Annotated in this window: 25 protein-coding genes and 1 riboswitch; of the genes, 7 read left to right on the forward strand and 18 right to left on the reverse strand. The window is 70.5% G+C overall.

Annotated elements, in window-relative coordinates; translation table 11 throughout:
* Positions 1 to 44: 44 nt before the first annotated feature.
* Entirely contained in the window at positions 45 to 1,376 is a 1,332-nt protein-coding gene (locus tag P3L51_RS22055; protein WP_354607005.1) for an aminotransferase class I/II-fold pyridoxal phosphate-dependent enzyme, read from the reverse strand.
* Between the two features lie 35 nt (positions 1,377 to 1,411).
* Here P3L51_RS22055 and P3L51_RS22060 point away from each other — a divergent pair, with 35 nt between their 5' ends.
* On the forward strand, positions 1,412 to 2,092 hold the full coding sequence (locus P3L51_RS22060; protein ID WP_354607006.1) for a pyridoxamine 5'-phosphate oxidase family protein: 681 nt from the start codon (positions 1,412 to 1,414) through the stop codon (positions 2,090 to 2,092).
* 25 nt (positions 2,093 to 2,117) lie between these two features.
* On the opposite strand, the gene P3L51_RS22065 is transcribed toward P3L51_RS22060, so the two are convergent.
* From P3L51_RS22065 to P3L51_RS22075, 3 genes are all read right to left on the reverse strand, one after another.
* Complete coding sequence (locus P3L51_RS22065) at positions 2,118 to 3,125, reverse strand: DMT family transporter (protein WP_435594500.1); 1,008 nt, start codon at positions 3,123 to 3,125, stop codon at positions 2,118 to 2,120.
* 161 nt (positions 3,126 to 3,286) lie between these two features.
* Positions 3,287 to 4,321: an EamA family transporter gene (locus P3L51_RS22070; RefSeq protein WP_354607007.1), complete on the reverse strand. Its 1,035-nt coding sequence runs from the start codon at positions 4,319 to 4,321 to the stop codon at positions 3,287 to 3,289.
* Positions 4,322 to 4,405: 84 nt separating this feature from the next.
* Positions 4,406 to 4,957, reverse strand: coding sequence for a Clp protease N-terminal domain-containing protein (locus P3L51_RS22075; RefSeq protein ID WP_435594501.1), 552 nt, complete (start codon positions 4,955 to 4,957; stop codon positions 4,406 to 4,408).
* A gap of 230 nt (positions 4,958 to 5,187) precedes the next feature.
* Here P3L51_RS22075 and P3L51_RS22080 point away from each other — a divergent pair, with 230 nt between their 5' ends.
* On the forward strand, positions 5,188 to 5,382 hold the full coding sequence (locus tag P3L51_RS22080) for a hypothetical protein (RefSeq protein WP_354607008.1): 195 nt from the start codon (positions 5,188 to 5,190) through the stop codon (positions 5,380 to 5,382).
* 93 nt (positions 5,383 to 5,475) lie between these two features.
* On the opposite strand, the gene P3L51_RS22085 is transcribed toward P3L51_RS22080, so the two are convergent.
* Positions 5,476 to 6,093 (reverse strand): PadR family transcriptional regulator, encoded by a 618-nt coding sequence (locus tag P3L51_RS22085; protein ID WP_354607009.1) that lies wholly within the window; start codon positions 6,091 to 6,093, stop codon positions 5,476 to 5,478.
* A gap of 150 nt (positions 6,094 to 6,243) precedes the next feature.
* Here P3L51_RS22085 and P3L51_RS22090 point away from each other — a divergent pair, with 150 nt between their 5' ends.
* Positions 6,244 to 7,065 carry a PhzF family phenazine biosynthesis protein gene (locus P3L51_RS22090; RefSeq protein ID WP_354607010.1) on the forward strand — a complete coding sequence of 274 codons (822 nt, stop codon included), beginning with the start codon at positions 6,244 to 6,246 and terminating at the stop codon, positions 7,063 to 7,065.
* A 14-nt stretch (positions 7,066 to 7,079) separates the two neighbouring features.
* Here P3L51_RS22090 and P3L51_RS22095 read toward each other — a convergent pair whose 3' ends face one another.
* Complete coding sequence (locus P3L51_RS22095) at positions 7,080 to 7,880, reverse strand: CPBP family intramembrane glutamic endopeptidase (RefSeq protein WP_354607011.1); 801 nt, start codon at positions 7,878 to 7,880, stop codon at positions 7,080 to 7,082.
* 163 nt (positions 7,881 to 8,043) lie between these two features.
* Between P3L51_RS22095 and P3L51_RS22100 the strand changes: the two genes are divergently transcribed.
* Positions 8,044 to 9,810: a substrate-binding domain-containing protein gene (locus P3L51_RS22100; protein WP_354607012.1), complete on the forward strand. Its 1,767-nt coding sequence runs from the start codon at positions 8,044 to 8,046 to the stop codon at positions 9,808 to 9,810.
* A 43-nt stretch (positions 9,811 to 9,853) separates the two neighbouring features.
* On the opposite strand, the gene P3L51_RS22105 is transcribed toward P3L51_RS22100, so the two are convergent.
* Positions 9,854 to 11,386: a glutamate-cysteine ligase family protein gene (locus tag P3L51_RS22105; RefSeq protein WP_354607013.1), complete on the reverse strand. Its 1,533-nt coding sequence runs from the start codon at positions 11,384 to 11,386 to the stop codon at positions 9,854 to 9,856.
* A 510-nt stretch (positions 11,387 to 11,896) separates the two neighbouring features.
* Between P3L51_RS22105 and P3L51_RS22110 the strand changes: the two genes are divergently transcribed.
* Together P3L51_RS22110 and P3L51_RS22115 are read left to right on the forward strand one after the other, a co-directional pair.
* Complete coding sequence (locus tag P3L51_RS22110) at positions 11,897 to 12,514, forward strand: hypothetical protein (protein ID WP_354607014.1); 618 nt, start codon at positions 11,897 to 11,899, stop codon at positions 12,512 to 12,514.
* A gap of 343 nt (positions 12,515 to 12,857) precedes the next feature.
* A complete protein-coding gene (locus P3L51_RS22115) occupies positions 12,858 to 13,064 on the forward strand; it encodes a DUF5999 family protein (protein ID WP_354607026.1) in 207 nt (68 codons plus the stop codon).
* A gap of 138 nt (positions 13,065 to 13,202) precedes the next feature.
* Here the strand turns inward: P3L51_RS22115 and gcvP are convergent, their stop codons facing one another.
* Entirely contained in the window at positions 13,203 to 16,088 is a 2,886-nt protein-coding gene (gene gcvP, locus P3L51_RS22120) for an aminomethyl-transferring glycine dehydrogenase (RefSeq protein WP_354607015.1), read from the reverse strand.
* Between the two features lie 178 nt (positions 16,089 to 16,266).
* Positions 16,267 to 16,364: riboswitch (glycine riboswitch) on the reverse strand.
* A gap of 111 nt (positions 16,365 to 16,475) precedes the next feature.
* Between gcvP and P3L51_RS22125 the strand changes: the two genes are divergently transcribed.
* On the forward strand, positions 16,476 to 16,883 hold the full coding sequence (locus P3L51_RS22125; protein ID WP_354607016.1) for a PRC-barrel domain-containing protein: 408 nt from the start codon (positions 16,476 to 16,478) through the stop codon (positions 16,881 to 16,883).
* 13 nt (positions 16,884 to 16,896) lie between these two features.
* Here the strand turns inward: P3L51_RS22125 and P3L51_RS22130 are convergent, their stop codons facing one another.
* The 10 genes from P3L51_RS22130 to clsA form a co-directional block, all read right to left on the reverse strand.
* Positions 16,897 to 18,300 (reverse strand): DNA polymerase IV, encoded by a 1,404-nt coding sequence (locus P3L51_RS22130; RefSeq protein ID WP_354607017.1) that lies wholly within the window; start codon positions 18,298 to 18,300, stop codon positions 16,897 to 16,899.
* A 72-nt stretch (positions 18,301 to 18,372) separates the two neighbouring features.
* Positions 18,373 to 18,939: a MerR family transcriptional regulator gene (locus P3L51_RS22135; RefSeq protein ID WP_354607018.1), complete on the reverse strand. Its 567-nt coding sequence runs from the start codon at positions 18,937 to 18,939 to the stop codon at positions 18,373 to 18,375.
* 185 nt (positions 18,940 to 19,124) lie between these two features.
* Positions 19,125 to 19,598 (reverse strand): bifunctional nuclease family protein, encoded by a 474-nt coding sequence (locus P3L51_RS22140; protein ID WP_031232239.1) that lies wholly within the window; start codon positions 19,596 to 19,598, stop codon positions 19,125 to 19,127.
* 53 nt (positions 19,599 to 19,651) lie between these two features.
* Positions 19,652 to 20,404 (reverse strand): transcriptional regulator FtsR, encoded by a 753-nt coding sequence (gene ftsR / locus P3L51_RS22145; protein ID WP_354607019.1) that lies wholly within the window; start codon positions 20,402 to 20,404, stop codon positions 19,652 to 19,654.
* Positions 20,405 to 20,421: 17 nt separating this feature from the next.
* Positions 20,422 to 21,333: an FHA domain-containing protein gene (locus P3L51_RS22150; RefSeq protein WP_354607027.1), complete on the reverse strand. Its 912-nt coding sequence runs from the start codon at positions 21,331 to 21,333 to the stop codon at positions 20,422 to 20,424.
* 85 nt (positions 21,334 to 21,418) lie between these two features.
* Positions 21,419 to 22,204 carry a DUF881 domain-containing protein gene (locus tag P3L51_RS22155; protein ID WP_354607020.1) on the reverse strand — a complete coding sequence of 262 codons (786 nt, stop codon included), beginning with the start codon at positions 22,202 to 22,204 and terminating at the stop codon, positions 21,419 to 21,421.
* Between the two features lie 5 nt (positions 22,205 to 22,209).
* Positions 22,210 to 22,542, reverse strand: coding sequence for a small basic family protein (locus tag P3L51_RS22160; protein ID WP_023543062.1), 333 nt, complete (start codon positions 22,540 to 22,542; stop codon positions 22,210 to 22,212).
* The gene (locus P3L51_RS22165; RefSeq protein ID WP_354607021.1) at positions 22,539 to 23,468 is read right to left on the reverse strand and encodes a DUF881 domain-containing protein; all 930 of its coding nucleotides are present in this window, start codon (positions 23,466 to 23,468) and stop codon (positions 22,539 to 22,541) included. The genes P3L51_RS22160 and P3L51_RS22165 overlap by 4 nt, the downstream gene beginning before the upstream one ends.
* Before the next feature lie 97 nt (positions 23,469 to 23,565).
* Entirely contained in the window at positions 23,566 to 26,061 is a 2,496-nt protein-coding gene (locus tag P3L51_RS22170) for a sugar phosphate nucleotidyltransferase (protein WP_354607022.1), read from the reverse strand.
* Between the two features lie 114 nt (positions 26,062 to 26,175).
* On the reverse strand, positions 26,176 to 26,784 hold the full coding sequence (clsA, locus tag P3L51_RS22175; protein WP_354607023.1) for a cardiolipin synthase ClsA: 609 nt from the start codon (positions 26,782 to 26,784) through the stop codon (positions 26,176 to 26,178).
* Positions 26,785 to 26,970 lie beyond the last annotated feature (186 nt).

Raw genomic sequence — 26,970 nt, forward strand, 5'->3', positions numbered from 1 at the left:
TGTGTATAAGAGACAGCCTCAACTCCCCTCCCGCTCACCGCCGATCAGCCGTAACTCCGCGCCGGCGCGGCCCCCGCCGCGTCGGCCACCGCGTCCGCGACCGTCCCGATCTCCTCCGCCGTCATGGCCGACACCGTCAGCCGTACGGCGGGCCCCGCCGCCATCCGGAAGCGCGCCCCGGGCGCGACCGCCCATCCCGCGTGCAGCAGCCGGGCCACCGCGCCGGTCTCCTCGGCCACCGGCACCCACACGTTCATCCCGCTGCGCCCGCGCGCCTCGACCCCTCGCTCGGCCAGCGCCCGTACCAGCGCGTCACGCCGCTCGCCGTACGCGCGGGCGACCTTAAGGGTATCGACCGCGTCCGCCGTCCACAGCTCCACGACCGCCCGTTGCAGCAGTCTGCTCACCCAGCCGGGCCCCAGCCGCTGACGGCCCGTCACCCGGTCGACGGTCACGGCGTCCCCGGTCAGCACGGCCAGCCGCAGATCGGGGCCGTACGCCTTCGCCGTGGACCGGACCAGCACCCAGCTGTCCGTCACCCCGGCCAGCGGATGGAGCGGCAGATCGACGATGCGGTGCCCGTGGTCGTCCTCGATGAGGAGTACGTGGGGATGGGCCGCCAGCACGGTACGCAGCTCCCGCGCGCGGGTCCTGCCGACCGCCGCCCCTGTCGGGTTCTGCGCCCGGTCGGTGACGACGACCGCCCGCGCCCCGGCCCGTAGCGCCCGCTCCAGCTCCGCCGGCAGCGGCCCGTCGTCGTCCAGTGCCATCGGCACCGGCCGCAGCCCGAGCGCGGGCACCAGGTCGAGCAGGGCGCCCCAGCCCGGGTCCTCGACGGCGACGGCGTCCCCCGGCCGCAGATGCGCGGCCAGTACGCGCTCGATCGCGTCCAGCGAGCCCGAGGTGACGGCGACGGGCCCGTCGGGCACACCGTCCTCGTCCAGCCCGGCGCGGGCGAGACGGGCCAGCTCGGGGAGGACGGCCGCGTCGCCGTAGCGCCCCGGCCGCTCCGCGTGATCCCGCGCGGCGGCCACGAACGCGTCGTGCAGCGGTGGCAGCAGGGCGGGATCCGGATTGCCGTCCGACACCTCCCGTACGCCCGCGGGTGCGTCGACCCCGATCGAGCCGCGCGACGTACTCGACGGGCGCGCACGCACGCGGCTGCCCCTGCGGCCCGCCGTCTCGATCACGCCCCGGTCGCGCAGTGTGCGGTACGCGGCGGCCACCGTATTCGGATTGACCCCCAGCTCCAGCGCCAACTCCCGTAGTGGTGGCAGCGATTGGCCGGGCGCGAGGTGTCCGGCGCCGATCCCCCGCTCCACGCTCGCGGCGATCTCGGCGGCGCGCCGCCCTTCGATCCGATACTCTCCTAGCACAAAGGAAACTATGCACTAGTACATAGGAGAACGCAATGCCGGAGCCCACGTCCTCCCCCGCCTCCGCCTACCGCCCCACCGACCGCACCGTCCCCACCCGCTCCGCCAACCGCGCGTCGTACGACCGCGAGCTGGTGCACGGGATACTCGACGAGACGTATCTGTGCCATCTCGGATTCGTCCGCGACGGCGCGCCCGTGGTCCTCCCCACCCTCTACGCACGGGTCGGCGAGCGGCTGTACGTCCACGGGTCGACCGGCTCCCGGCCGCTGCGGACGGCGGGCGACACGGCGGACCCGGGGCTCGCGGTCTGTCTGACGGTCACCCATGTCGACGGTCTGGTGCTGGCGCGTTCGGCCTTCCACCACTCGATCAACTACCGCTCCGTCGTGGTGCACGGCACCGCGTACCAGGTGACCGATCCCGAAGAGCGGCGCGCCGCGCTCGACGCCGTGGTCGACCACGTGGTGCCCGGCCGCTCCCACGACTCGCGGCCCGCGAACGCGAAGGAGCTGGCGGCGACCGCCGTCCTGAGCCTGGACCTGGCCGAGGTGTCCGCCAAGGTCCGCACCGGCGGCCCGAACGACGAGCCCGAGGACCTGTCGCTCCCCCACTGGACCGGTGTGGTGCCCGTCGTACGGGGATACGGCACACCGGTCCCGGCCGACGACCTGGACCCGGCCGTCGGCCTGCCGGACTATCTCTCCGCGCTCTGACACCGGCGCCCGCCGCGCGGTGGGATCACACGAGGACCGCCGCCTTCCGGCGGTCCGACGCGAGGCGCGCCTCCGCCGTGGCGAGCCCCACCACGGCGGCGAGCAGCAGCAGCGTCCCCGCCACCGTGGCGGCGGTCAGCCGCTCACCCAGCAGCGCGACCGCGATGACCGCCGCGCTCACCGGCTCCAGCAGCATGATCACGGAGACCGTCGCGGCGCGTACGACCGCCGCGCCCGCGAAGTACAGGGCATACGCGAGGGCCGTCGGGACCGCCGCGACGTACAGCAACAGCCAGAGCACCTGGGCCGGTTCGGCCGTGTGCGGCAGCAGTCCTTCGGCGGTCGCGAGCGGCACGACACACAGTGCCGCGACGGCGAAGGCCCAGGCGGTGGTGGAGAGCGCGTCGGTCCTGCCGCCGTCGCGGCCGAGCCAACGTGTGAGCAGGGTGATCGCCGCGTAACCGGCCGCAGACAGCACGGCGTACGCGACGCCCAGGGGACGTACCGTCGCCCCGTCACCGCCGAGGACCAGGACGGCGAGGCCGGCGAGGGCGCCGACGACGGCGAACAGACCGCTGCCGCCGAGCCGTTCGCCCATGGTCAGCCGCGCGCCGAGCGCGATGAGCACGGGTCCGGCGCCGAGGGTGACCACGGTGCCGACGGCGAGCCCGGTCTCCTCGACGGCGGCGAAGTAGGCGCTCTGGAAGACGGCGAGGCCGACGCCCGTACCGAGGACGCGGATCAGCCTGCGGCGGCGCGGCTCGGGGGCCCTCTCCGAGGCGGCAACCGTCGCGGCGCGCCCGCGGCGCAGCGCCAGTGCGCCGAGCAGCAGCACGAGCCCGCCGACGCAGCGCCAGAAGGAGAGGGAGAGCGGACCGATGTCGCTGACGCGGTAGAGCAGCGAGGCGGCGGCGCCGGCGGTCCCCCAGGCGACACCGGCGACGACGAGGTAGAAGAGGCTGCGCCCGACCGAGAGGCCGGGAACGGCCGAGGTCGCGGAGTTTGCGGAGCCGGAGGTTGCGGAAATCGACACGTGACTTCTCCGTGTGAAGAACGGGTTGATGGTCGCTCACTGCGTCTCGCGGGCAGCGACGAGCCGCTCGGGGACTGCCCGAGCCCGGTCTTCGTCAGCGGATGGCCGCCCGCGGTCAGACGGCGGGAGGCGGAAGTACGGTCAATCGCATGATCGGCAGCCTACGTCGCCGTCCGGCCGGCGGACAACCCGTCCCCCTCGCCGACCACTTCGGCCACTTCGCCCACGTCGGCGCCGGGCAACGCCGTGTCGCCCACTCCCCCGGCCGGCGCCGTCGGCGGCGACGGCGTGGACGTCTGGGCGATGAACGCACCGACGAGCACCACGAGTCCGCCCAGGATCTGCGGCGCCGAAAGGTGCTCGCCCAGCAGGACCCATGCCAGCACGGTCGCGATGACCGCTTCCAGACAGGCGACGACCCCGGCCACCTGCGGCGAGAGCCTCCGTACGCTGACCACGCCCGTGCCGTACGCGAGCACGGTCGCCACGAGGACGATCCAGCCGAGCAGCAGCGGCGCCGCGACGTGCGACTCGCCCATGTCGACCCCGCCCGCCAGCAGCGAGAAGTCCATGCCCCACGGCCGGGCGACGACGGTGAGGACGAGCGTGCCGATGAGCAGCCCGTACGCGATGACCCCCAGCGGATCGACGGCCTCGGCCGGGTCCGTCGGGTCGCCGCCCTGGTCGGAGAGGAGGAAGTAGCCGACCTGGCAGCAGGCCGCGCAGAGCGCCAGCAGCAGGCCGATCACATCGAAGGAGAGCCCGGCCCACACCTCGACCACACAGGCGAGTCCGCCGACGGCCAGGACGACACCGACCGCGGCGGCGCGGGTGACGGGCCTGCGCCGGACGAAGCGCACCCAGAGCAGGACCAGCGCCGGCGCCAGGTATTCGACGAGCAGCGCGACACCGACGGGGATCCGGGAGAGCGAGGCGAAGTAGAAGGCCTGCACGCCCGCCACGGCGAACAGCCCGAAGCCCGCCAGCAACGCGGGTCTGCGGCGGACCAGGTCCCGGTGGCGCCAGGCGAGGGGCAGCATCACGAGCGCGGCCCCCGCGACCCGGAGCCAGACCACATGGAGCGGGTCGAGCCCCGCCTCGATCAGCGGCTTGGCCGCGACACCTGATCCACCGAACGCGAAGGCCGACAAGAGCGCGAGTCCCAGGCCGACGCTTCTCCCCTGAGACGCGTGCATGGGCACATCATGTCAGCCGTCGTCAGGAGCTTCGGCACTTTTACGCCTGTCGAGACGGACCGCTACTCTCGGGTCGGCCGACGCTCACACTCCGTGAGACGCGTTCGCGATACGGCCGGCCAGTACCCGCGCGTCCACTCCGGCCCGCTCAAGCACCTCGACCGCGCGGCAGACGTGGTCGGACGCGAGCGCGGTGAGCAGATCGAGACCGCCGGCCCGCGGCTCGCCGCGCCGACGCGCGCGTTCGACGGTGCCTTCCAGGACGGTGACGGCCGACGGCGACCAGCCGGGAACCGCGGGCGCCGACACGATCGGGACCGCGCCCGACTCCTCCACCGTCCCCTGCCAGCGCAGCCCGTAGCCGATGCTCCGCTGGACGAGATAGCCGAGAACACGGGCGACCTGCGGCCCGCCGTCGAACGCCGCGCGCACCTCGGAATCCGACTCCAGGAGCGAGTGGAGGAGATGGGCGGTGTCGATCTGCCGGTCACCGTCGCGGTGCGCCCTCCTGCGCGCTCCCGACACGACGGCCGCGAGCTCGGCGGAGAGTCCGGCGTCGATGTCCGCGCGGATCGATACGGCGGAGACGACGGTCGAATCGGACTGTTCGGGCAACCACGGGGTAGGGCTCTGCACCCTCTCACCTCATCACCCGGCCGGCGGGTGGGACATCCCCGGTGGGGAGCATTCGAGCATCCCACCGAAGTCGTGCACAGACGTGCGGCCTCTCCTCCTTACGAATGAGATCCGGCTTCGACACGCGACAGGGGCGCGCGCCGCCTTGCACGCCTGGCACGCAACCGTCCCGCGGGACCGCTCGTCCCTCTGGTACGACGATGTCGCGACGACCGCCGGGAGCAGATCCGATGTGCTGGATGGTCGCCCTGCTCGCGGTCGACGGACTGCGGTACGTGTACCGCGTGTACGCCCCCGCCGACGCCCTGCGCGGTGATGTCTTCTGGGCCGCGTTCCACTGCCACGACGAGGGACCGCATCCCCGGGCGAGCGACCGTTTCGACTCGGCGGAGTTGTGGCGGCTCCTGCCGGCCGCCCGGACATGACGAAGGGGCCCGTGACGATCTCGGTGATCGTCACGAGGCCCCGCCCGTACGGCACTCGTGGCCGTACGCCCCCCGTCAGTGGGTGCTCGTCGCTCAGTCCTCGTCGGCGAGGATCAGATAGAGCTTCTTGCGGGCGTCGTTGATGACGGCGAGAGCCTTCTGGCGCTGGTCGGCGGAGCCGGTCTTCCAGACCTGCCCGAACGCCTCCATCAGACCGAAGCCGGCCTGCCGGATCTCGTTCATCGTGTCCCAGTCGACCCCGCGCCCGGCTTCTTCCCACGGGGCGTCGGGCCCGGATTCGGCCTCGGCGCGACCGGCGTCGGTCAGCGTGAAGAGATTCTTGCCGCCCTCGCTCCGGCTGGCGATGAGACCTTCGTCCTCCAGCATCTGAAGGGTCGGGTAGACCGAGCCGGGGCTGGGGCGCCAGGCGCCTCCGCTGCGCTCGCCGATCTCCTGGATCATCTCGTAGCCGTGCATCGGCCGGTCCTTCAGCAGGGCCAGGATCGACGCGCGCACATCGCCGCGCCGCGCCCTGCCCCTGCCTCCGCCGCGACCTCGGCCGCCGCCTCCGAAGGGCCCGCCGAACGGCGGTCCGAAGTTCGGCCCGAACGGCCCGAAGGCCCCGCGCCGCCCCTCGGATTCGCCCCGGCCCCGATGGCCGGGCCCGCACTGCCCATGTCCGTGATCGTTTTCATGTCCATGTGAACGCATCGCTACGCTCCTTCCATCGATGATCAGTCGCGAATCTATCGCGATGCGTCAACGATATATCGGAACAGTTCGTTGGGCAACACTCTTCGGGGCCGGCCGTCCCGAATTGGCCTTGGCCCGCGGCTTCCGCCCTCTTCTACGGTCAGGGGCATGCGAATCCGAATCGTCGACGCGTTCACCGACCGCCCCTTCGCCGGCAATCCCGCCGGGGTGCTGATCCTGGAGTCCGGCCCGTTCCCCGACGACACCTGGCTCCAGCGGGTCGCCACGGAGGTGAACCTCTCGGAGACGGCGTTCGCCCATCCCCTGCCGCCCGGCGGCGCGGCGGACTGGGCCCTGCGCTGGTTCACCCCGGCGACCGAGGTCGACATGTGCGGGCACGCCACACTCGCCACCGCCCATGTCCTGCGCACCGCCGGGCTCACGACCGGCCCGATCCGTTTCGCGGCACGCTGCGGCGTCCTCGGCGCGACGGCGCACGGCGACGGCACTCTGACACTCGACTTCCCGACGTCGCCGCTGACGCCGGTCGCGATCCCGGACGGGGTCGCGGCGGCCCTGGGCGCCGTCCCGGTCTCGGTTCACGACACCGCGGCGCACATCGGGGATCTGCTGGTGGAACTGGCCGACGAGCGGACCGTACGGGAGCTGACCCCGGACCTGCGGTCGCTCGCCGCCCTCTCGCGGCGCGGCATCGTCGTCACCGCGGCGGCCGAGGACCCGGACAGCGGCCACGACTTCGTGTCGCGCGGCTTCTTCCCCGGCGTCGGCATCGACGAGGACCCGGTCACGGGCAGCGCGCACACCGCGCTCGCCCCGTTCTGGTCGGCGCGGCTCGGCCGCACCGAACTGACCGGCCTCCAGGGATCCGCCCGCACCGGCCTCGTCCGTACCTCACTGCGCGGCGAGCGGACCCTTCTGACGGGTCACGCGGTCACGGTCATCGACGGTGAACTCCTCGCGGCCCCCTGAGCACGGCCCACCGGCTACGGCGTGGGCAGCCAGCTCACATGCCCGGCGAGCAGCGCGTATCCGACGAACGCCACGATGTCGAGCAGCGCGTGCGCCACCACCAGCGGCCCGACCCGCCCCCAGCGCCGGTAGGCCAGCACGAACACCACGCCCATCACCATGTTCCCGATGAAGCCGCCGATGCCCTGGTACAGGTGGTACGACCCGCGCAGCACCGAACTGGCCACCAGGGCGGCCATCGGTGTCCACCCCAACTGCCCCAGTCTGCGCAGCAGATACCCGACGACGATGACCTCTTCGAGTACGGAGTTCTGCACCGCGGACAGGATGAGTACCGGGAACTTCCACCACACCTCGGGCAGCGATTCCGGCACCACGGTCAGGTTGAACCCGGCCGCGCGTGAGGCGATGTAGAAGGCGAGTCCGGCGCTGCCGATGCCGGCGGCGATCAGCGCGCCGCGACCGAGATCGGGCCACGGGCGGCTCCGGTCGAACCCCAGATCGCGGAGCCCGCTGCCCTCACGGAGCAACAGGTGCGCCACCAGTACCACGGGCACCAGCGAGCTGGCGATGCCGAAGAGTTGCCAGGCCAGATCCAGCCACGGCCTCCCCGGCGCGTGCGAACCGTTGAGCGTGGCCGCCTGATCGCTGAGCCCCCCGGGCCTGGTGACCGACCCGACAAAGCTGATCAGCGCCGACACTCCGCTCGCCCCCAGCGAGAGCGCCAGGACGATCAGCACCTCGGACCGCAACATCCCGCGCGACAGGCCTTCTTGGGGAAGAGAATCGGCCACGGGGCCCGCCTCCGACTGCACAGCTGCCTCCAGTTGACTAATCGCGCCTCAAGCCCCTTCCCGTCCCGCTAGGGTCTCGAATGCGGGTACGAAGATCGCGCGCGACAGGCCGGGGGACGGGCGTCATTCAGCTGGCCGAGGTCACCCATTTTCCTTGTTCAGGTCAAGGAGGGGCACCACCGCCATGGAACGTCACAGCTTGCCCGACGACGAAGCGACGGACAGCACCAGGGGCCGTCGCCCGCGCCGTCGCAACGTCCTGATCGCCACGGCGCTCGTCCTGAGCCTGGCCGCGGGGACGGGCATCGCGGCGCGCAGCGGTCTGCTGTCCTTCACCGACGGCTGTACGGGCTCCGCTGCCGTACGGATCGATCTGGCCGCCTCGCCGGACATCGCCCCCGCCGTGCGGGCCGTCGCCGACAGCGCCCGCCGCGACGGTGTCACCTCCGACGGCCGCTGCGTAGACGTGCGGGTCGAGGCCCGCGAGAACCACGAGATCGCCGACGACCTCGCCACCGGCACGGCCGCCCCGGAGTACGAGGTCTGGCTGCCCGACTCCGACGTATGGGTCGAGCGCGCGCTGGACGTCAACGACGGCATCGCGCTGACTCCCGCGGGCAACGCGGCGACCACACCGGTGGCCGTGGCCGTGGTCCCCTCGGCCGGCACGCGGCTCGGCTGGCCCGGCAAGACGTACACCTGGGCCGAGTTGACGGCGGCCACCACCGGCGAGGACGCGGTACGGCTCGGAGCGGCCGATCCGGCGCGCAGCGCCACCGGACTGCTCGCGTTCAGCAGCGTCGTCGCGTCCACGCGGAAGGCGGACCCCGACAGTGACGCGCGGATCGCCGCGACCGCCGAGGAGCTGGCCACGCGCGTGTCCGGCTCCGACGACGAGGTGGTCCGGTCCCTGGCGCGGGGCGGGCCGGACAGCGCCGAGGGCAACGAGGCGGTCTTCCTCACCGAACAGGCCGCGTTCACCCACAACTCCGGCGACGGCGCCTCCGACCTGCGGCTCATCTATCCGACGGACGCGGCCCCGGCCCTGGACTATCCGCTGAACCTGGTCAACGAGCCCGAGCTGACCACGGACGAGAGCCGCGCCGCCATGCGGTTCGTATCCCTCCTCAACGAGGAGGGGGCCCAGCGCACCATGGCGGAGCACGGTTTCCGTACGGCCCACTCCGCGGTGGCGGACGACCTGGTCCGCGCCGCCGGTGGCCGTGCGCCGCAGCCGTACGCCCTGACGAAGGCGCAGCCGCCGACCACGGACACGGTCAAGGAGACGCTCGGCATGTGGACGGTCACCGTGCAGGACGCCCGGCTGACCGTCCTCGTCGACACCTCGGGCTCGATGGCGCAGCCCGTGCCGGGGCGCGCGGGTGAGTCCCGGATGGACGTCACGAAGGCTTCGATGCTCCAGACGCTGGCGCGCTTCACCCCGGAGGACGAGGTCGGCCTCTGGGACTTCGCGGCCGGTCTCGACGGCACCGAGGACTTCCGCAAGCTGGCCGAGACGGCGCCGCTCGGCGAGCGCGCCAAGGACGGCGCCACCCACCGCGAAAGCCTCTCGGACGCCGTCTCCGCGCTGGCTCCCATGGGGACGGGCCCGGCCGCGGCGACCGCTATGTACGACACGACGCTGGCCGCCTTCAAGGAGGCCCAGTCGTCGTACGTGAGCGGCAAGTGCAACGCGGTCATCCTCCTCACCGGCGGGTCGGACGCCGACGGCGCGGCGCGCACGGCCCTGGTGGACGAGCTGAGGAAGATCGCCGACCCCCGGCGCCCGGTCCCGCTCATCGCGATCGCCGTCGGCCCGGGGGCCGACCGTGAGGAGGTGAACGAGATCGCGAAGATCACCGGCGGCGCGGGTTACGAGGTGAGCGACCCGGCCGACATCGAGGCGGTGATGATCGAGGCGATCATGTCGGTGGGCGGGGGCGAGCGGTAGAGCTCCACCGAATTCGCGGCGGTGTCCCCCCGCGACCCGGGTGTCAGACGGTCAGGTCCGGCATCCGCGACGGAGCGGGGAAACCCACCGGCCAGGTGTGCACCGGCTCCCCCTGATGCATCAGCTCGGCGTAGCGGCGGGTCGTGGCGGCGAGCGCCGCCTCCCGGCGGAGTCCGGCCTCCTGCGCCCGGTGGAAGGTGTCCACCTGCCACGAGGCCCCGTTCACACGGCGCTCGCAGCGCCCCTCGATCACCCCGAGGTAGAAGTCGCGGTCGGCCGGCTCCACGTTCCACGCGTCGAGCCCGGCCGCCGCGAGCGGCAGCAGTTCGTCGCGGACGAGCCGGACCGCCGACACCTCGGCGACGCCGTTGCCGGCCCGGCCGTTGCGCGGCCAGTGGAGCCGCGCCTCGATGCCGTCGCGGCAGGCGGTCTCGAAGTTCCGCTCGGCGGTGGCGAACGGCAGCCGCGTCCAGACGGGCCTGGCCTCCTCGGCGAGCGCGCGCACGAGGCCGTAGTAGAAGGCGGCGTTGGCGACGACGTCGGTGACGGTCGGCCCGGCGGGCAGCACGCGGTTCTCGACCCGCAGATGGGGCAGTCCGTCGGCGACGTCGTACACGGGCCTGTTCCACCGGTAGACGGTGCCGTTGTGGAGTACCAGCTCAGCGAGGCGTGGCGTACCGCCCTCGTCCAGGACCTGGAGCGGGTCCTCGTCGCCCGTCATCGGCAGCAGCGGCGGGAAATAGCGCAGATTCTCCTCGAACAGATCGTAGGCGGAGTCGATCCAGCGCTCCCCGAACCAGGTCCGGGGCCGTACTCCCTGCGCCTGGAGCTCCGGCGGCCTGGTGTCGGTCGCCTGGAGGAAGAGTGGTGGCCGGGACTCGCGCCACAGCTCCTTTCCGAAGAGGAAAGGGGCGTTGGCGCCGACGGCGATCTGTACGGCGGCGACGCACTGCGCCGCGTTCCACACGTCGGCGAAGCGCTCGGGCGTGACCTGGAGATGCAATTGCACGGACGTACAGGCGGCTTCGGGCGCGATCGAGGGTGAACTGCAGGTGAGCCGCTCCACCCCCTCGATGTCGAGCGCGAAATCCTCGCCCCGCGCGGCCACCATCTCGTCGTTGAGAAGTGTGTAGCGGTCCGCGTCCGAGAGGTTCGTCGAGACGACGTCGTCGAGCGAGAGAGTCGGCAGAATGCCGATCATCACGATCCCGGCGTCGACCTCATTCGCTTTGCGATGGGCATATCCGAGACCCGTGCGCAGTTCCTCGGCGAGCTGGTCGAGAACACGTCCGCCGAGTCGGTGCGGGGCGATATTTACTTCCAGATTGAACATTCCGAGTTCCGTCTGAAAATCACGGCTCGCGATCCGTTCCAGAACTTCCGCATTCATCATGCGGGGCATCCCGTCGGAGCCGGCGAGATTCAGCTCGATCTCCAGACCCATCAGATTCCTGGGCCGGTCGAACCGCTTCTCGCCCAGGAGCCGCCCCAGCACCGTGAGGCACTGCTGGAGCTTCCTGCGGTATTTCTGCCGATCGGACACACCGCTACCGCCCGATTCGACCTTCTCCCCCATCGGAGGATCCCTCCTTCGCCTCGGCCTCCCGGCACCACCGGGCATCGCTTCACGATCGATAGTGCCCAGACTGAGTGATCCATAACGCCCCGTTTGCATGCCGCGCCGGGTAGAGTGGGCAGAACGACCTCGCGGCACATTCCTTCGGCATGAGGCAGTGAGCAAATTCACTCACCGCCCGGCCGCGAAAAACGGCGACGAGTTTCGGCCTACCGCTCCAGCCGAATCACCCCAGGCCACGAGCCTGCGTTCGCCGTTCATCTCATCGTTCTTCGACGTCGATTCCGTACGAGATGGACCGGATACCCTCTTGCGCGCAATACGGGCGACAGCTAGAAGAAACATTCTGTGAACACGTATCGTATAAACTCTGTGCGAACGAGGCAGAGAGTCGGAGTCCGGGCACGGCCCTGGGCCCTCCTCTGACCACGTGCGCCGACAGCGACGTCCGCACCCGCACCCCGCATCACCGACGCTTCACTGTGCCTACTGAGCGAGAGGCAACCCACCATGCCGCTGCATGTCTCCCCGGCTCCAGCGCCCGCCCTGCGCAGCGTCCTCGTGGCACTCGGTTCTCCCACCGCCGTGCGCGAGGCCCGTACACCCGCTCTCCGGTCCGTCCAGGGACCGCTGAGCCCCGAACTGCCCCTTCCGGTACACGTACTGGAACAGATCGCCCCGAGCAGCGACGCGCCGCAGACCCGGCTGGCCGGCTGGCGCTTTCTGATCCGCAGCGGCGAACGCGCCGTCGCGGCGGCCGACACGATGCTCACCCCGGACGGCTGGGCGTTCTCGCGCTTCTTCGAGGGCCCCTACATCTCCGCCACGGAACGGGCACTGCGCCAGGCCGAGACACTGAAGTCGCCGTACCAGCCACGGCTGCTCTCGGTGCCGGGCCTGTACATGCTCACGCTCTGGCTCCATCAGGACACCGAGGCGGACGCCTCGGCCGGCGCTCCCGCCCCGGCCGACCTCCTGATCCCGCTCGCCCCCGCCCCTCCGGGCATCGTGGCCCACCGGCCGCACCGGGTCGCCGATCTGCTTCCGATGATGGGCCTGCGCCTGACCTCGGGGCTCTCGACGGCATCCACGACCGCGTCGGCACCGCTGCTGAGCACCACCGCCTGAGCACCGCCCCGGGCCGTCCCGGACACCGACGTCCGGACCGTCTCCCGACCGCCCCACGCGCCATAGACTGCCCCGTGACCCCTCACCGGTCACGGGGCTCTGTGCTGGCCCGTCCGGACTAGTCCGGACGGGCCACCCCGAACCACCCGAAGGGACAGCCCAGTTGGGCTGAACCGTCCGGGCGGGTGACACGTCCTTAAGCAGAGACGAGCGCTGCCGCGAAATCCCTGCGGATCGACGCCCGTGGGGCAACACTGGGGTACGGACCAATAGAAACCGGGGGGCGGCCATGAACACATCGAGCCGCAGGACACTCACCACGACGCAGCGAGAGAACCCAGCCATGTGCCAGCACCAGCCTGCCTGCCCGACAGCCGACTCAGCCGACCGGGAAGCCGCCCGGCTCGCGGCTCACCACCCGGAACAGGGCTGGAGCCTGCTGTGCAACGGCGTCCTGCTCTTCGAGGACACCGGTGAGCTGCTGCCCGACGGCCAGATCATCGCGCCGCACCGGCCGTCCGGGAGCGAGCAGGTGATGACGGCGGCCTGACGCCGTCCGTACGAAGGGGGCCGGCCCGGAGAATTCACTCCGCACCGGCCCCGACGCATTGGTGGCGCGAGCGCGCCGACCGAGCGGGGTACGCGGCCCGTCCGCGCACCCCCCGGCCCCGCGGCCGTACGCCGTCCGTCAGTTGTCGTACTCGTCCAGCGGCGGGCACGAGCACACGAGATTCCGGTCGCCGTACGCCCCGTCGATCCGGCGGACCGGCGGCCAGTACTTGTCGGCCGCCGAGACCCCGGCCGGGAAGACCGCCTCCTGACGGCTGTACGCGTGCTCCCACTCCCCGCCCAGCGCGGCGGCCGTGTGCGGAGCGTTGCGCAGCGGGTTGTCGTCCGCCGGCCAGTGGCCCGACGCGACCTTCTCGATCTCGGCGCGGATCGCGATCATCGTCTCGCAGAACCGGTCCAGTTCGGCGAGATCCTCACTCTCGGTGGGCTCGATCATCAGCGTGCCGGCCACCGGGAACGACATCGTCGGCGCGTGGAACCCGTAGTCGATGAGGCGCTTGGCGATGTCGTCGACGCTGACGCCGGTCTCCTTCGACAGCGGGCGCAGATCCACGATGCACTCGTGCGCGACGAGCCCGTGCGGACCCGCGTACAGCACCGGGAAGTGCGGCTCCAGCCGCTTGGCGATGTAGTTGGCGGCCAGCACGGCGACCTGCGTGGCGCGCTTCAGCCCCTCGCCGCCCATCAGCCGGACGTAGGCCCAGGAGATCGGCAGGATCCCCGCGGAGCCCCAGGGGGCCGCCGAGATCGGTCCCACGCCCGTCTCGGGGCCGGCGGCGGGCTGGAGCGGGTGGTTGGGCAGGTACGGGGCGAGGTGGGCGCGCACGCCGACCGGGCCGACACCGGGACCGCCGCCGCCGTGCGGGATGCAGAAGGTCTTGTGCAGATTCAGGTGCGACACGTCCGAGCCGAACCGGCCCGGCTTCGCCAGCCCGACCAGCGCGTTGAGGTTCGCGCCGTCGACGTACACCTGACCGCCGGCGTCGTGCACGGCCGCGCAGATGTCGGTGATGTGCTCCTCGAACACGCCGTGCGTGGACGGGTAGGTGACCATCAGGACGGCCAGCTCGTCGCCGTACCGCTCGATCTTGGCGTGCAGGTCCTCGACGTCGACGTCGCCGTCCTCGCGGGTCTTCACGACGACGACCTTCATGCCGGCCATGACCGCGCTGGCGGCGTTCGTACCGTGCGCGGACGACGGGATGAGGCAGACGGTGCGGCCGGTGTCGCCGTTGGCGCGGTGGTACGCCCGTACGGCCAGCAGCCCGGCGAGTTCGCCCTGGGAGCCCGCGTTGGGCTGGAGGGACACCGCGTCGTAGCCGGTGACCTCCGCCAGGCGCTCCTCCAGCTCACGGATCAGCGTGAGATAGCCCTGCGCCTGGTCGGCCGGCGCGAAGGGGTGCAGCGCGGCGAACTCCGGCCAGGTCACCGGCTCCATCTCGGTGGTGGCGTTGAGCTTCATGGTGCAGGAGCCGAGGGGGATCATGCCGCGGTCCAGCGCGTAGTCGCGGTCGGCGAGCCTGCGCAGGTAACGCAGCATCGCGGTCTCGGAGCGGTACTGGTGGAAGACCGGGTGCGCGAGGTAGTTGTCGGTGCGCAACAGGGCGTCCGGCAGCGCGTCGCGGGACGCGGCGTCCAGGGCCTCGATGTCGCCCTTGACGCCGAAGGCGGTCCATACGGCGGCGAGTTGGGCGCGCCCGGTGGTCTCGTCGCAGGCGAGCGAGACGAGGTCGGCGTCGACGAGACGGAGATTGACCCCGCCCTCGCGGGCGGCGGCCACGACCTGGGCGGCGCGGCCCGGGACCCGTACGGTCAGCGTGTCGAAGTAGGCCTCGTGCACGATCTCGACACCGCCGGCGCGCAGGCCGTCGGCGAGGACGGTCGCGTAGCGGTGGGTGCGGTCGGCGATGGCCCGCAGTCCGTCGGGGCCGTGGTAGACCGCGTACATTCCGGCCATCACGGCGAGCAGCACCTGTGCGGTACAGATGTTGCTGGTGGCCTTCTCGCGCCGGATGTGCTGCTCACGGGTCTGCAGCGCCAGCCGGTACGCCTTGTTGCCGTCCGCGTCCACGGAGACGCCGACGAGCCGTCCGGGCAGGCTGCGGGCGAACTTCTCTCGTACGGCCATGAATCCGGCGTGCGGTCCGCCGAAGCCCATGGGGACGCCGAACCGCTGGGTGGTGCCGACGGCGATGTCCGCGCCCAGCTCACCGGGCGAGGTGAGCAGCGTGAGGGCCAGCAGGTCGGCGGCGACGGTCACGATCGCGCCCAGTCCGTGCGCCTGCTCGATGACGGGCTTGATGTCCCGTACGGCTCCGGAGGCGCCCGGGTACTGGAGCAGAACGCCGAAGACACCGCGCTCGGCGGCCTCGGCCGGGATCCCGTCGGCCAGGTCGGCGACGACGACATCGACGCCGGCCGGTTCGGCGCGGGTACGGATCACGGCGACGGTCTGCGGCAGCGCGTCGGCGTCGACCAGGAAGACGCCGCCCTTCACCTTGCCGACCCGTCGGGCGAGCGCCATGGCCTCGGCGGCGGCCGTGCCCTCGTCCAGCAGAGAGGCGCCCGACGTCGGCAGTCCGGTCAGATCGGCCACCACGGTCTGGAAGTTGAGCAGCGCCTCCAGGCGCCCCTGGGAGATCTCGGGCTGGTACGGCGTGTACGCCGTGTACCAGGCCGGGTTCTCCATCACGTTGCGCAGGATCACCGGCGGGGTGAACGTGCCGTAGTAGCCGAGGCCGATCATCGGGGCGAGAACCTGGTTGCGGTCGGCGAGGCCGCGCAGCTCGGCCAGCACCTCGGCCTCGGTGCGCGCGGCGGGCAGCCGCAGGGCCTCGGCGCTCTTGATCACGTCGGGCACCGCGGCGGCGGTCAGCTCGTCGAGCGAGCCGTAGCCGACCTGCGCGAGCATCTTCGCCTGCGCGGCGGCGTCGGGGCCGACGTGGCGCCGCTCGAAGGGGGTACCTCGCTCAAGCTGGGAGAGCGGTGTGCGGTTGGCTGTCATTCGGGAGGCCTCCTGGTCTGGCGCGACCTGCGAGGGGCACCGGTACATAGGTGCCCGGACGGCCTCCCCCTCTGTCACATCAACCTGAGAGTTTCACCGGTCCACCGTGAGGCGGGCCGGTTTTCACCGTCGGTGAGAGCGGATGCCGTCCGACACCTGCTCTGCTTTCCAGAGTGACCTCGTCCATGCGGTACGGGGGCCTGAGAGTTTCCGGGGAGGATTTGCTCCTTCGGCGCCTCCGGCAGTCTCACCGGATGGCTCTCCCGCACGGGGTCGACAGCCACTGACCAGCCTACCAGCGAGCTCTGACGCGGACTTCGAGTGGCCGATCCCCCCGATGTGCCCTTTCGTGGAGTGAGGGAGCAGGTGCGACCAGTTGGAGGGACCGTGCAGACCGACATCGATCCGCGCAGCCTGATCGGCCGCAAGGCGTACGACCGCGACGGGCACAAGATCGGCACCGTCGACGAGGTGTATCTGGACGATGCCACGGGCGTGCCGGAGTGGGCGGCGGTACGGACCGGGCTGTTCGGCCGGGACGCGTTCGTGCCCCTGGCCCCCAGCACCTACCGCAACGAGTCCCTGCACGTCCCCTACGAGCGCGGCCTGATCAAGGACGCCCCCGACTTCGGCGTCGGCCGCCATCTCTCCCCCGACCAGGAGATCCAGCTCTACCACCACTACCGACTGGCCCTGCCGGAGCCCGCGGCCCCGGAGCGCCCGTCCCGCCCGGCGGACCGCGACTTCGGCCGGGTGGCGGGCCGGGACGACGCCATCGACCAGCACGGCGCCTGAGCCCTCGAACCGGTCAGCCCCGCGGCCGGGACTCCGTGTCCGGCGGTATCGCCACCAAGGGCAGCGGCTGCGACAGCTCCAGGTCGGGATCGTCCGTACGGAACGTCCGCACCCGCCCCGGAAGGGCCTGCGTGGGCTCCTCGAACCGTACGGTGACCCGCCCCACGCCACTGCCCTGCACCCACCCCGCGCCGAACTCGGCGTGGCGCACGTCGTGCCCCGCCGGCCAGTGCCGCTCGGCGACCGCGTCGGCCCCGGGCTCCGGCTCCGGCACCGCCTGCTCGGGCTCGTCCGCCGCCACCGCGACATCCGGCTCCTGAACCACGTCCGCGGTCTCCGCGTCGGCCGCCGCCTGCGCGAACAGGTCCTCCTGCGTGTAGTCGGCCAGCCCCGTCACCCCCACCCCCAGCAGCCGCACCCCGCCGGTGGTGTCCAGGGACTCCAGCAGCCTCCCCGCGGCCTCCCGCACCACGCCCGGGTCGTCGGTCGGCCCGCGCAGCGTCTCGGAGCGGGTGAGCGTCGAGAAGTCGTACCGCCGCACCTTGAGGACGATGGTCCGGCCCGAGTGCCCCGACTCCCGGAGCCGTCGCACACAGCGTTCCGCCAGCCGGTCCACCTCCGTGCGCACGCGCACACGGTCGTGCAGATCGACGTCGAAGGTGTCCTCGACGGAGACGGACTTGGTCTCGCGCTCGGCCACCACCGGCCGGTCGTCGTGTCCCGACGCCATCCGGTACAGCGACGTGCCGTGCGCCTTCCCGACGAGCCGTACGAGCTCGTCCTCACCGGCCTCCGTCAGATCGGCCACGGTGGTCATCCCGGCCCGGCGCAGATGCTCGCCGGTGGCGGGCCCGACCCCGGGCAGTGTCCGTACGCTCATCGGCCCCAGCAGCTCGCGCTCGGTGCCCGGCTCCATGAGCACCAGACCGTCGGGTTTCGCCTGCTCGGAGGCGATCTTCGCCAGCATCTTGGACCCGGCGAGCCCCACCGAGCCGGTCAGACCGGTCACCGCCCTGATGTCCCGCCGCAGCCGCTCACCCGTCGTACGCGCGGACGCCGAGTCGAAGGCGGAGCCACCCGCCTCCAGATCGACGAACGCCTCGTCCAGACTCAGCGGCTCCACCAAGGGAGACAGCCGGCCCAGCAGCTCCATCACCTGCTCGCTGACCGTGCGGTAGAGCGCGAAGCGTGGCACCAGATACGCCGCGTTCGGCGCGAGCCGGCGCGCCTGCGCCATCGGCATGGCCGAGTGGATCCCGAACCGCCGTGCCTCGTACGACGCCGTCGAGACGACCCCGCGCGGACCGAGACCCCCGACGACGACCGGCTTTCCGCGCAGGCTCGGCTTCGCCGCCTGCTCCGCGGCGGCGAAGAAGGCGTCCATGTCCAGATGCAGGATGGTCGGCGCGGGTCTCACCCCACCGATGCTCCCCTACGGCACTGACAATCGCCCCGCACCCAAATCCGAACCCGGCCCCGGATCCGACGCTCAGACGGCCCGGTCGCGGCGGCGGCGGGCGAGTTCGTCCGCGGGGTTGTGGCCGATCAGCGTCTCACCGGTGTCGACGCGCTCCCCGTGCAGCTGCGAGAGCGCCGCCTCGACGTCCCGCCACACCACACCGACCGCGATCCCGAAGATGCCCTGACCCCCCTGGAGAAGATCCACGACCTCGTCCGGCGACGAGCACTCGTACACCGTCGCCCCGTCGCTCATGAGCGTCATGCGCTCCAGATCCCCCGCCCCGCGATCACGCAGGTGCTGAACCGCCGTCCGGATGTTCTGGAGGGCGACACCGGTGTCCAGGAAGCGCTTCACGATCTTGAGGAAGACGACGTCCCGGAAGCTGTAGAGCCGCTGGGTGCCCGATCCCTTCGCGGGACGCACACTCGGCTCCACCAGCCCGGTGCGCGCCCAGTAGTCCAACTGGCGGTACGTGATGCCCGCCGCCGCACACGCGGTCGGTCCCCGATAGCCGACCGTGTCGGTCGTGGGGTCGGGCGTACTGCCGTGAAGCGGGTACGGGCCGTTCGCCGTACCGTCGCCGCTGCTTCTCACACCGACCTCCGTCCTTGACCTGCCCCGTCGACGGTAGGCAGTCCCTCCGGGTGCGTCAACGATCGCCACGCTAGGCACGCCGAGTGATAATCACCCTGAGAGTGGTTTCCCGTGCCTCGCCGCCGGGAAAGGCTGCTCGAATGCGCGGACGGGGTCCGGTATGACGGTCATCGACCGTTCAGCGCTCACTGGCTGTTGGTCCCGAAGTCCTCCGGAGAGATCTGGTCGAGGAATTCGCGGAACTTCTCCACCTCGTCCTCCTGCTCGTCGGGGATGGCGATGCCCGCATCGTCCAGCACCCCGTCGCTGCCGTAGATGGGCGTGCCGGTGCGCAGTGCCAGCGCTATGGCGTCGGACGGCCTGGCACTCACCTCGACACCGCTCGCGAAGACCAGCTCCGCGTAGAAGACTCCTTCGCGCAGGTCGGTGATGCGCACCTGCGTAAGTTCCTGGCCCACCGCCTCAAGGACATCCTTGAAGAGGTCATGGGTCAGTGGTCGGGCCGGTGCCATGCCCTGTTGGGCGAAGGCAATAGCGGTAGCTTCCCCAGGCCCGATCCAGATGGGAAGGTACCGGTCGCCTCCCACTTCACGCAGGAGCACGATCGGTTGGTTGGAGGGCATTTCCACCCGGACACCCACAACGTCGAGCTCGTTCACACAGCAACCCTAGGACGTGCCCGGTCGGTTTGGGTAGTCGGACTCCCCCAAGATCAGGTCAGCCGGACCCCGAGAGCCGTCTGCACCAGCGCCGCGTGGAGCCGTACGGAGAGCGCGGCCAGCTCCTTCGTCGCGGCCTCGGCACGGGCCCTGGTCTGCGGATTGCGGTGCCGGCGCAGGGGCGAGACGACCTGCTCGACCAGTCCGGCCTCCCGGTCTGCGGCGGCTTTCACAGCTCGCAGATGCCGCGGTTCCAGACCGAATCTTCCGAGTTCCGCGACAAGTTTCGCCACGGTCACGGTCTCGGAGTCGTAGCCGCCCTCCGCCATCGGGGCGATGAGGCCGTACGACTCCCACTCGTCCAGCTCGCTCTCGCCCGCCTCGGTGGCCGCCAGCAGCTCCGCGCGGCCGATCCTCGGGGCGGTGGGCACCTCGGGCTCCGCGTCCCACGTGGAGCCGAGGAAGTCCCGCTGAGGGCCCTGGGAGGCCTGCGCGGGCAGTGGGAGCCGTTCCCCGCGTGCCACGGCGTCGAGATGCTCCCTGATGACCTTCAGCGGCAGATAGTGGTCCCGCTGCATACGCAGGACCTGGGCGAGGCGCTCGACGTCCTCGGGACTGAATTTCCGGTACCCGGACGGGGTCCGCCGGGGCTCGACGAGGCCCTCGGCCTCCAGAAACCGGATCTTGGAGATGGTGACCTCGGGGAACTCGTCCCTGAGCTGGTTCAGCACCATGCCGATGCTGACCAGACGGTCACCCGTGGGGGCGGTGCCGTGACCGGCACCGCCCGTCGGCGGTCGCAGCATGGACCTTCCCTGAAGGGTCACACGCCCCGCTGGCTCGCGTAGAAGACCAGCCGGTACTTGCCGATCTGGACCTCGTCACCGTTCGACACCGCGACGGCGTCGATCCGCTCCCGGTTGACGTACGTGCCGTTGAGACTGCCGACATCGGAGACCGTGAAGTGACCTTCCGGGCTCCTGCGGAACTCGACGTGCCGCCGGGACACCGTGACGTCGTCGAGGAAGATGTCGCTCTGCGGGTGCCTTCCGGCCGTCGTCAGATCGCCGTCCAGCAGGAAGCGGCTGCCCGAGTTGGGTCCGCGACGTACGACCAGCAGCGCGGAGCCGAGCGGAAGCGCGTCCACCGCGGCCTGTGCCTCCGGCGAGAGCGAGGGAACGGCCGTCTGACCGGTCGCTTCAGCCTCGTACGCCTCAAGGCCCGAGATGGAGATGGTCGAGGTCGTCTCCGAGGGACGCTCCGCGGGCGCCCCGGCCCTCAGCGGCGCACCACAGTTGGAGCAGAACCGACTGTCCTGGGTGTTGCGGTGCCCGCACCTCGTACAAACCGGCAAGGCCGACATGGACGGACCCTCCTGAGCGGGGGGGAACCCTCCACCCGTACTTGAGGTTGATGGTCCACCGAAACCTATGCCGCCAGAACTGGCGGGGTCAACAGACGACGCGCCGTGACCGCCCGAATTGTCCCCACCGGGGCTGCCGACCTCGTCGCGGAAGAGCGGGCGCTCGCCGCCCTGCTCCTCCTGGCCGTGGCGCGGTGCGCGATGCCGGGCGTTACCGCCGTCCTCGCGTGCACTCCTGCCGAACAACTTTCCAAACAACTTCACGGGCGATTCCCCTTGACCTGAACAGACCCGCCCGTGGGGCAGGACGAACCCTGAATGAACACACCTGCCGACTCGGACATCTTCACAACGTCCGTGACCATCAGACAGTTTCCACCACGCACCATCCGGAATGTGCGCCGACCCCCCGGAAGCTTCTGCCCTAGTCCCCGGGTCCGCATGCGCCCCCGCCCCACTACGACGACGACCGAGCGTAGTCAGGCCGCTTCGCCGATCGCAAGGCGTCGACGACGATCTCCTCGGCAGCCGCCACCGTGGCCGTGGCCTGCTCCTTCTCCAACGTCTGCACCACACCTCCGGGAATGTTGAGCGCCGGCTCCAGATCCTGCGGTTTGCCGATCACGTGGAAAAGGTACGGCGCCTCGATCCGCTTCCCGTCCACCTCGATGTCACCGTCACTGCCGGAGAGGTACGTCGCGGCGACCACCCGGACCCCGTTCACCTGGATCGCCTCGGCGCCGGCCGCCCGCAGCTCCTGGATCGCGTCCAGCAGCATGTCGGAGTCGACGGTGCCACCGGGGTCCTGGACCGTCAGCGTGATACCGGGACCCTGAGCCGCGACCGTACCCGCCAGGATACCGAGCTGCTGCTCCTTCTCCCGCGTCTGCTTCCGCGCCTCCTCGGCCTGGTCGGAGCTGTTCTCCAGCTCCGTCTGCTGGTCGTCCAATCGCTGCTTCTCGTCCTCCAGCCGCTCGGTGCGGCCGTCGAGCTCGTCCAGGATCCGTACGAGGTCCTCCTGGCGCGCGCCGCGCAGCGCGCTGTCGTCGTTGGTCGAACGGACCTGAATGGCCAGACCCAGGCCCAGCACGAACAGCAGGACGGCGACGATGAGTTGGGCCCGCGTGACGCGTGGCGGCCAGAGACCGGCGGCAAGCCGCTGACGCCCCGTCATCTGCCGCGGCTCGGGGCTCCCCGGAGTTGTCGGGGTCTGCGCGGGCCGCGGGCTCTCTTCGCTGTTCATCGGCCTCACGCCCGGAAAACGTGCCGGCGGATCGCGGCAGCGTTGGAGAAGATCCGGATGCCGAACACGACGACCACACCGGTGGACAGCTGCGCGCCGACACCGAGCTTGTCACCGAGGAAGACGATGAGCGCCGCCACCACCACGTTCGACAGGAACGACACCACGAACACCTTGTCGACGAAGATCCCGTCGAGCATGGCCCGCAGCCCCCCGAAGACCGCGTCCAGAGCGGCGACGACGGCGATCGGCAGATAGGGCTCGACCACCGCCGGCACTTCGGGTCGAACCAACAGTCCGACCACGACCCCCACGACGAGGCCAAGTACCGCGATCACGATGTGCCCTTCCCTGTGTCTGCCGTGGCCTCTCCGTCGCCCTTCCCCGGGTCGGCGGCCTTCGGCTCAGCTGTACGTACGATCAGGCTCGGCGCGGCCGGAAGGCGTACCGTCTCCTGATCGGAAATGCTCGTGCGGACACCGAAGTTCTCCTGCAACGAGTGCAGGTACTGGCCGTCGGCACTGTCCTGGAACGCCGTGCTCAGGTTCTTCCCGTCCCCCACTGCCAGCACCGTGTACGGCGGCACCAGCGGCTTGTTGTCGACCAGTATGGCCTCACCGGCCGCCCTGATCGCCGAAAGGGCCGTCAGACGTTGGCCGTTGATGGACACCGCCTCGGCCCCGGACTCCCACAGACCGTTGACGATCTGCTGCATGTCCCGGTCCCTGACCCGCCCCGTGTCCGAGAAGTTGCTGCTCTCCCGCGGCCCGCCGGCGCTCTCGTCGGCGGACTTGGCGTCGTCGACGACGAGCTTCACGCCCGGCCCCTCGACCTCCGTGGAGCCCGAAAGGAGAGCCACGAGTTCGCCCTGTTCGCCGCCGTGGTCACGCAGCGCCTCGCGCTGCCGGGCGCCCACCTCGTCACGGAGCTTGTCCACCGTGCGTTCGAGGGTGTCCGCGGAGGACGTCTCGGCGTCGATCCGGTCGATGAGCTCTTCGCGTTCCTTGGCGATGACCGGCGCGTCGATCCGCGCCTCGGCCGCGCCCACGGTGACCACCAGCGCGGCCAGAACGAGCCCCGCCGCCAGGCCGAGCTTTGCGCGGAGTGTGCGGGGCATTCCGCCGTCCTCGGCGTCCCTGCGGGCCGCCGCCTCGGCGTAGCCGTCGTCCAGACTGTGGTCCATCACGTTGTTCAGCAGCGACATGGACGCGTCGGGACGCCGGGGCGGCGAGGGAGTACTCCGAACGGGGGGGTGCTGCGGCATGCCGCACATCGTCGCACGGCGCGGGCGCTACCGCCGAATGGCCCCACCGGTGTGCCGGAGGGGAGCGGCCGCCCCCCTCCGGCACACCGTCATCAGGTCACTGACCTGCGCTGTCCACGACCGCCGACCACTCGTCGAGAAGCGCCTGGGCGGAGGCGTCGTCCGGTCCTTCGGCCCACAGATGGGTGACGGCCTCGGCGGGTGCCGGCAGCACCATCACCCACCGCCCGTCGGCCTCCACGACCCGGACGCCGTCGGTCGTGTCGACGTCCCGCTCGCCGGCCGCCTCCACGACCCGCCGCATGACCAGACCCTTGACCGCCCAGGGGGTCGCCAGATCCCTGCGCAGCACATGGGCGCGAGGGATACGGGCGTCGATCTGGCTGAGCGTGAGCTGCGTACGGGCTACCAGACCCAGCAGCCGTACGAAGGCCGCCGTGCCGTCGAGCAGACTGCTGAACTCGGGAACGATGAAGGCGCCGCGGCCGTCGCCGCCGAAGATCGTGGAATCCTCGCGGCCCACCCGGGTCAGATCGTCGGGCGACGTCGTCGTCCACTCCACCTGGGTGCCGTGGTACGCGGCGACCTGCTCGGCGATCCTGGTGGTCGTGACGGGCAGCGCCACCCGCCCGCTGCGCCGCTCGGCGGCGACCAGGTCGAGCAGCACCAGCAGGGCACGGTCGTCCTCGATGATCCGGCCGCGCTCGTCGACGAGCGACAAGCGCTCGCCCACGGGGTCGAACCGCACCCCGAACGACGCACGCGCCGACGCCACGATCTCGCCCAGCCTGACCAGACCGGACCGGCGTGACTCGACGGTCTCGGTGGGCCGCGCCTCGTCGAGGCCCGGGTTGATGGTGAGCGCGTCGACCCCGAGCCGCCCGAGCAGGCTGGGCAGAACAAGGCCCGCACTGCCGTTGGACGCGTCGACGACGACCTTCAGCTCGGCCTCGGCGATCCCCGTCGTGTCGACGTTCCTGAGCAGTGAGCCGGTGTACGAGTCGAAGACGCTCGCCGGGAAGTGCAGGTCCCCGATCTCGCCGGGGAAGGCCCTGCGGTACTCCTGCCTCGCGTACACCCGGTCCAGCTTCCGCTGGCCGGCCTGCGAGAGGTCGGCGCCCCGTTCGTCGAAGAACATGATGTCGACGGAGTCGGGCACACCGGGCGTCGTCCGGATCATGATGCCGCCGGCGCTGCCCCGCCCCGTCTGCTGCCGGGCGACGGGCAGCGGAACGTTCTCCAGGTCCCGTACGTCGATCGCGCTGGCCTGGAGAGCGGAGATCACCGCCCGCTTGAGAGCACGCGCACCACGCGAGTGGTCACGCGCCGTGGTGACCGTGGAGCCCTTCTTGAGCGTCGTCGCGTACGCCCCCGCCAGCCGCACCGCCAACTCGGGCGTGATCTCGACGTTGAGGATCCCGGAGACCCCGCGCGCTCCGAAGAGATGCGCCTGTCCTCTGGACTCCCAGATCACCGAGGTGTTGACGAACGCGCCGGCCTCGATGGTCTTGAACGGATACACCCGGACATTGCCCTGGATGATCGATTCCTCGCCGACGAGGCACTCGTCACCGATGACCGCGCCGTCCTCGATCCGGGAGGCGCGCATGATGTCGGTGTTCTTGCCGATGACACAGCCGCGCAGATTGCTGTGCGGTCCGATGTAGACGTTGTCGTGCACAACGGCCCGATGGAGGAAGGCCCCGGTCTTGACGACCACGTTGGAGCCGATGACGGTGTGCTCGCGGATCTCGGCGTCGGCCTCGACCTTGGCGTAGTCACCGATGTAGAGCGGACCGCGGAGAACGGCGTCGGGATGGACCTCGGCGCCCTCGGCGACCCACACACCGGGCGAGATCTCGAACCCGTCGAGATCGACGTCGACCTTCCCCTCCAGGACATCCGCCTGGGCCTTCACGTAGCTCTCGTGCGTCCCGACGTCTTCCCAGTAACCCTCGGCGATATAGCCGTAGATCGGCTTGCCCTCCTTCATGAGCTGAGGGAAGACATCGCCCGACCAGTCGACCGAGGTGTCGGCCTCGACGTAGTCGAACACCTCGGGCTCCATCACGTAGATACCCGTGTTGACCGTGTCCGAGAACACCTGCCCCCAGGTGGGCTTCTCCAGGAAGCGCTCCACCTTTCCCTCTTCGTCCACGATCGTGATGCCGAACTCCAGGGGATTCGGCACCCGGGTCAGGCACACCGTGACCAGCGCGCCCTTCTCTTTGTGGAAGGCGATGAGGTCGGTCAGGTCGAAGTCGGTGAGGGCGTCACCGGAAATGACCAGAAAAGCATCGTCCTTGAGGGCCTCTTCGGCGTTCTTGACACTCCCCGCAGTGCCGAGCGGCTTCTCCTCATTGGCATAGGTGAGCTCCATTCCAAGCTCTTCGCCGTCACCGAAATAATTCTTCACGAGAGAGGCGAGGAACTGAACGGTGACGACGGTCTCACTGAGCCCGTGCCGCTTGAGCAAACGCAGCACATGCTCCATGATCGGCCGATTCGCCACCGGCAGCAACGGCTTGGGCATGCTCGAGGTCATGGGACGAAGGCGAGTGCCTTCGCCGCCAGCCATCACGACGGCCTTCATGTCGGAAGCGTCCTCCTTGAAGAGACGGTCTCGCCGACGTCACCCATCTGGACAGGCCGTATGGCAGGCATCAGGTGCGGGCCGGCGACACTGCACGGCACCACATCGACGAGCTCAATCGGCCACTCTGTCCGCTCTGACGAGTCGGCGGACCTGGACCACGTAGAGGATCCCTGCCCACCAGTAGAGAGTTGTACCCCATCCAGCGAACGCCCATCCGAAAACTTCGGCAAGTGATGCAAGCCATCCGCTCCCGTCGCTCAGTAGCAGCAACGGGAAGGCATACATCAAGTTGAAGGTAGCCGCCTTTCCCAGGAAGTTCACCTGGGGAGGCGGATAGCCGTGCCTGCGGAGGATTCCCACCATCACCAGCAGCATCAGCTCACGGGCCAGAAGCGCCGCGGTGAGCCACAGGGGCAAGATCTCCCGCCAGGTCAGGCCGACCAGAGTGGAAAGGATGTACAGCCGGTCAGCAGCGGGGTCCAAGAGGCGCCCGAGGTTGCTGATCTGGTTCCAGCGGCGAGCGAGCATGCCGTCGAGATAGTCGGTCACCCCGCTGAGCATCAGGACGAGCAATGCCCAGCCGTCGCTGTTCGGCCCGCCGAACTCCGGCCGGAGGATGAGCCACAGGAAGAGCGGCACGCCCAGGAGCCGGGCCATGCTCAGGATGTTGGGGATGGTGAACACCCGATCCGTCTGGACGCGGGTCTCCTGAACCTCCACCCGGGGGCCTCCTGTGCGGGAATGTACCGACGATGCCCCCTGACCCTACCCGGACGAACCGCCGGCGGACGCCGTGGGGGTACGGCCCTGAACGCAGAAATGCCCCGCACCAGAAGGTGCGGGGCATTCCCGTATCAAAAATTGTTCGGCGGCGTCCTACTCTCCCACAGGGTCCCCCCTGCAGTA

The sequence above is a fragment of the Streptomyces panacea genome (assembly GCF_040560175.1).
Taxonomy (GTDB): Bacteria; Actinomycetota; Actinomycetes; order Streptomycetales; family Streptomycetaceae; genus Streptomyces; species Streptomyces panacea.

Coding starts and splice junctions, on each gene's coding strand:
- P3L51_RS22060 (WP_354607006.1), top strand. CDS start 1,412: ATGCCGGAGCCCACGTCCTCCCCCGCCTCCGCCTACCGCCCCACCGAC.
- P3L51_RS22070 (WP_354607007.1), bottom strand. CDS start 4,321: ATGCACGCGTCTCAGGGGAGAAGCGTCGGCCTGGGACTCGCGCTCTTG.
- P3L51_RS22080 (WP_354607008.1), top strand. CDS start 5,188: ATGTGCTGGATGGTCGCCCTGCTCGCGGTCGACGGACTGCGGTACGTG.
- P3L51_RS22085 (WP_354607009.1), bottom strand. CDS start 6,093: ATGCGTTCACATGGACATGAAAACGATCACGGACATGGGCAGTGCGGG.
- P3L51_RS22090 (WP_354607010.1), top strand. CDS start 6,244: ATGCGAATCCGAATCGTCGACGCGTTCACCGACCGCCCCTTCGCCGGC.
- P3L51_RS22100 (WP_354607012.1), top strand. CDS start 8,044: ATGGAACGTCACAGCTTGCCCGACGACGAAGCGACGGACAGCACCAGG.
- P3L51_RS22105 (WP_354607013.1), bottom strand. CDS start 11,386: ATGGGGGAGAAGGTCGAATCGGGCGGTAGCGGTGTGTCCGATCGGCAG.
- P3L51_RS22110 (WP_354607014.1), top strand. CDS start 11,897: ATGCCGCTGCATGTCTCCCCGGCTCCAGCGCCCGCCCTGCGCAGCGTC.
- P3L51_RS22115 (WP_354607026.1), top strand. CDS start 12,858: ATGTGCCAGCACCAGCCTGCCTGCCCGACAGCCGACTCAGCCGACCGG.
- gcvP (WP_354607015.1), bottom strand. CDS start 16,088: ATGACAGCCAACCGCACACCGCTCTCCCAGCTTGAGCGAGGTACCCCC.
- ftsR (WP_354607019.1), bottom strand. CDS start 20,404: ATGCTGCGACCGCCGACGGGCGGTGCCGGTCACGGCACCGCCCCCACG.
- P3L51_RS22155 (WP_354607020.1), bottom strand. CDS start 22,204: ATGAACAGCGAAGAGAGCCCGCGGCCCGCGCAGACCCCGACAACTCCG.
- P3L51_RS22165 (WP_354607021.1), bottom strand. CDS start 23,468: ATGCCGCAGCACCCCCCCGTTCGGAGTACTCCCTCGCCGCCCCGGCGT.
- P3L51_RS22170 (WP_354607022.1), bottom strand. CDS start 26,061: ATGAAGGCCGTCGTGATGGCTGGCGGCGAAGGCACTCGCCTTCGTCCC.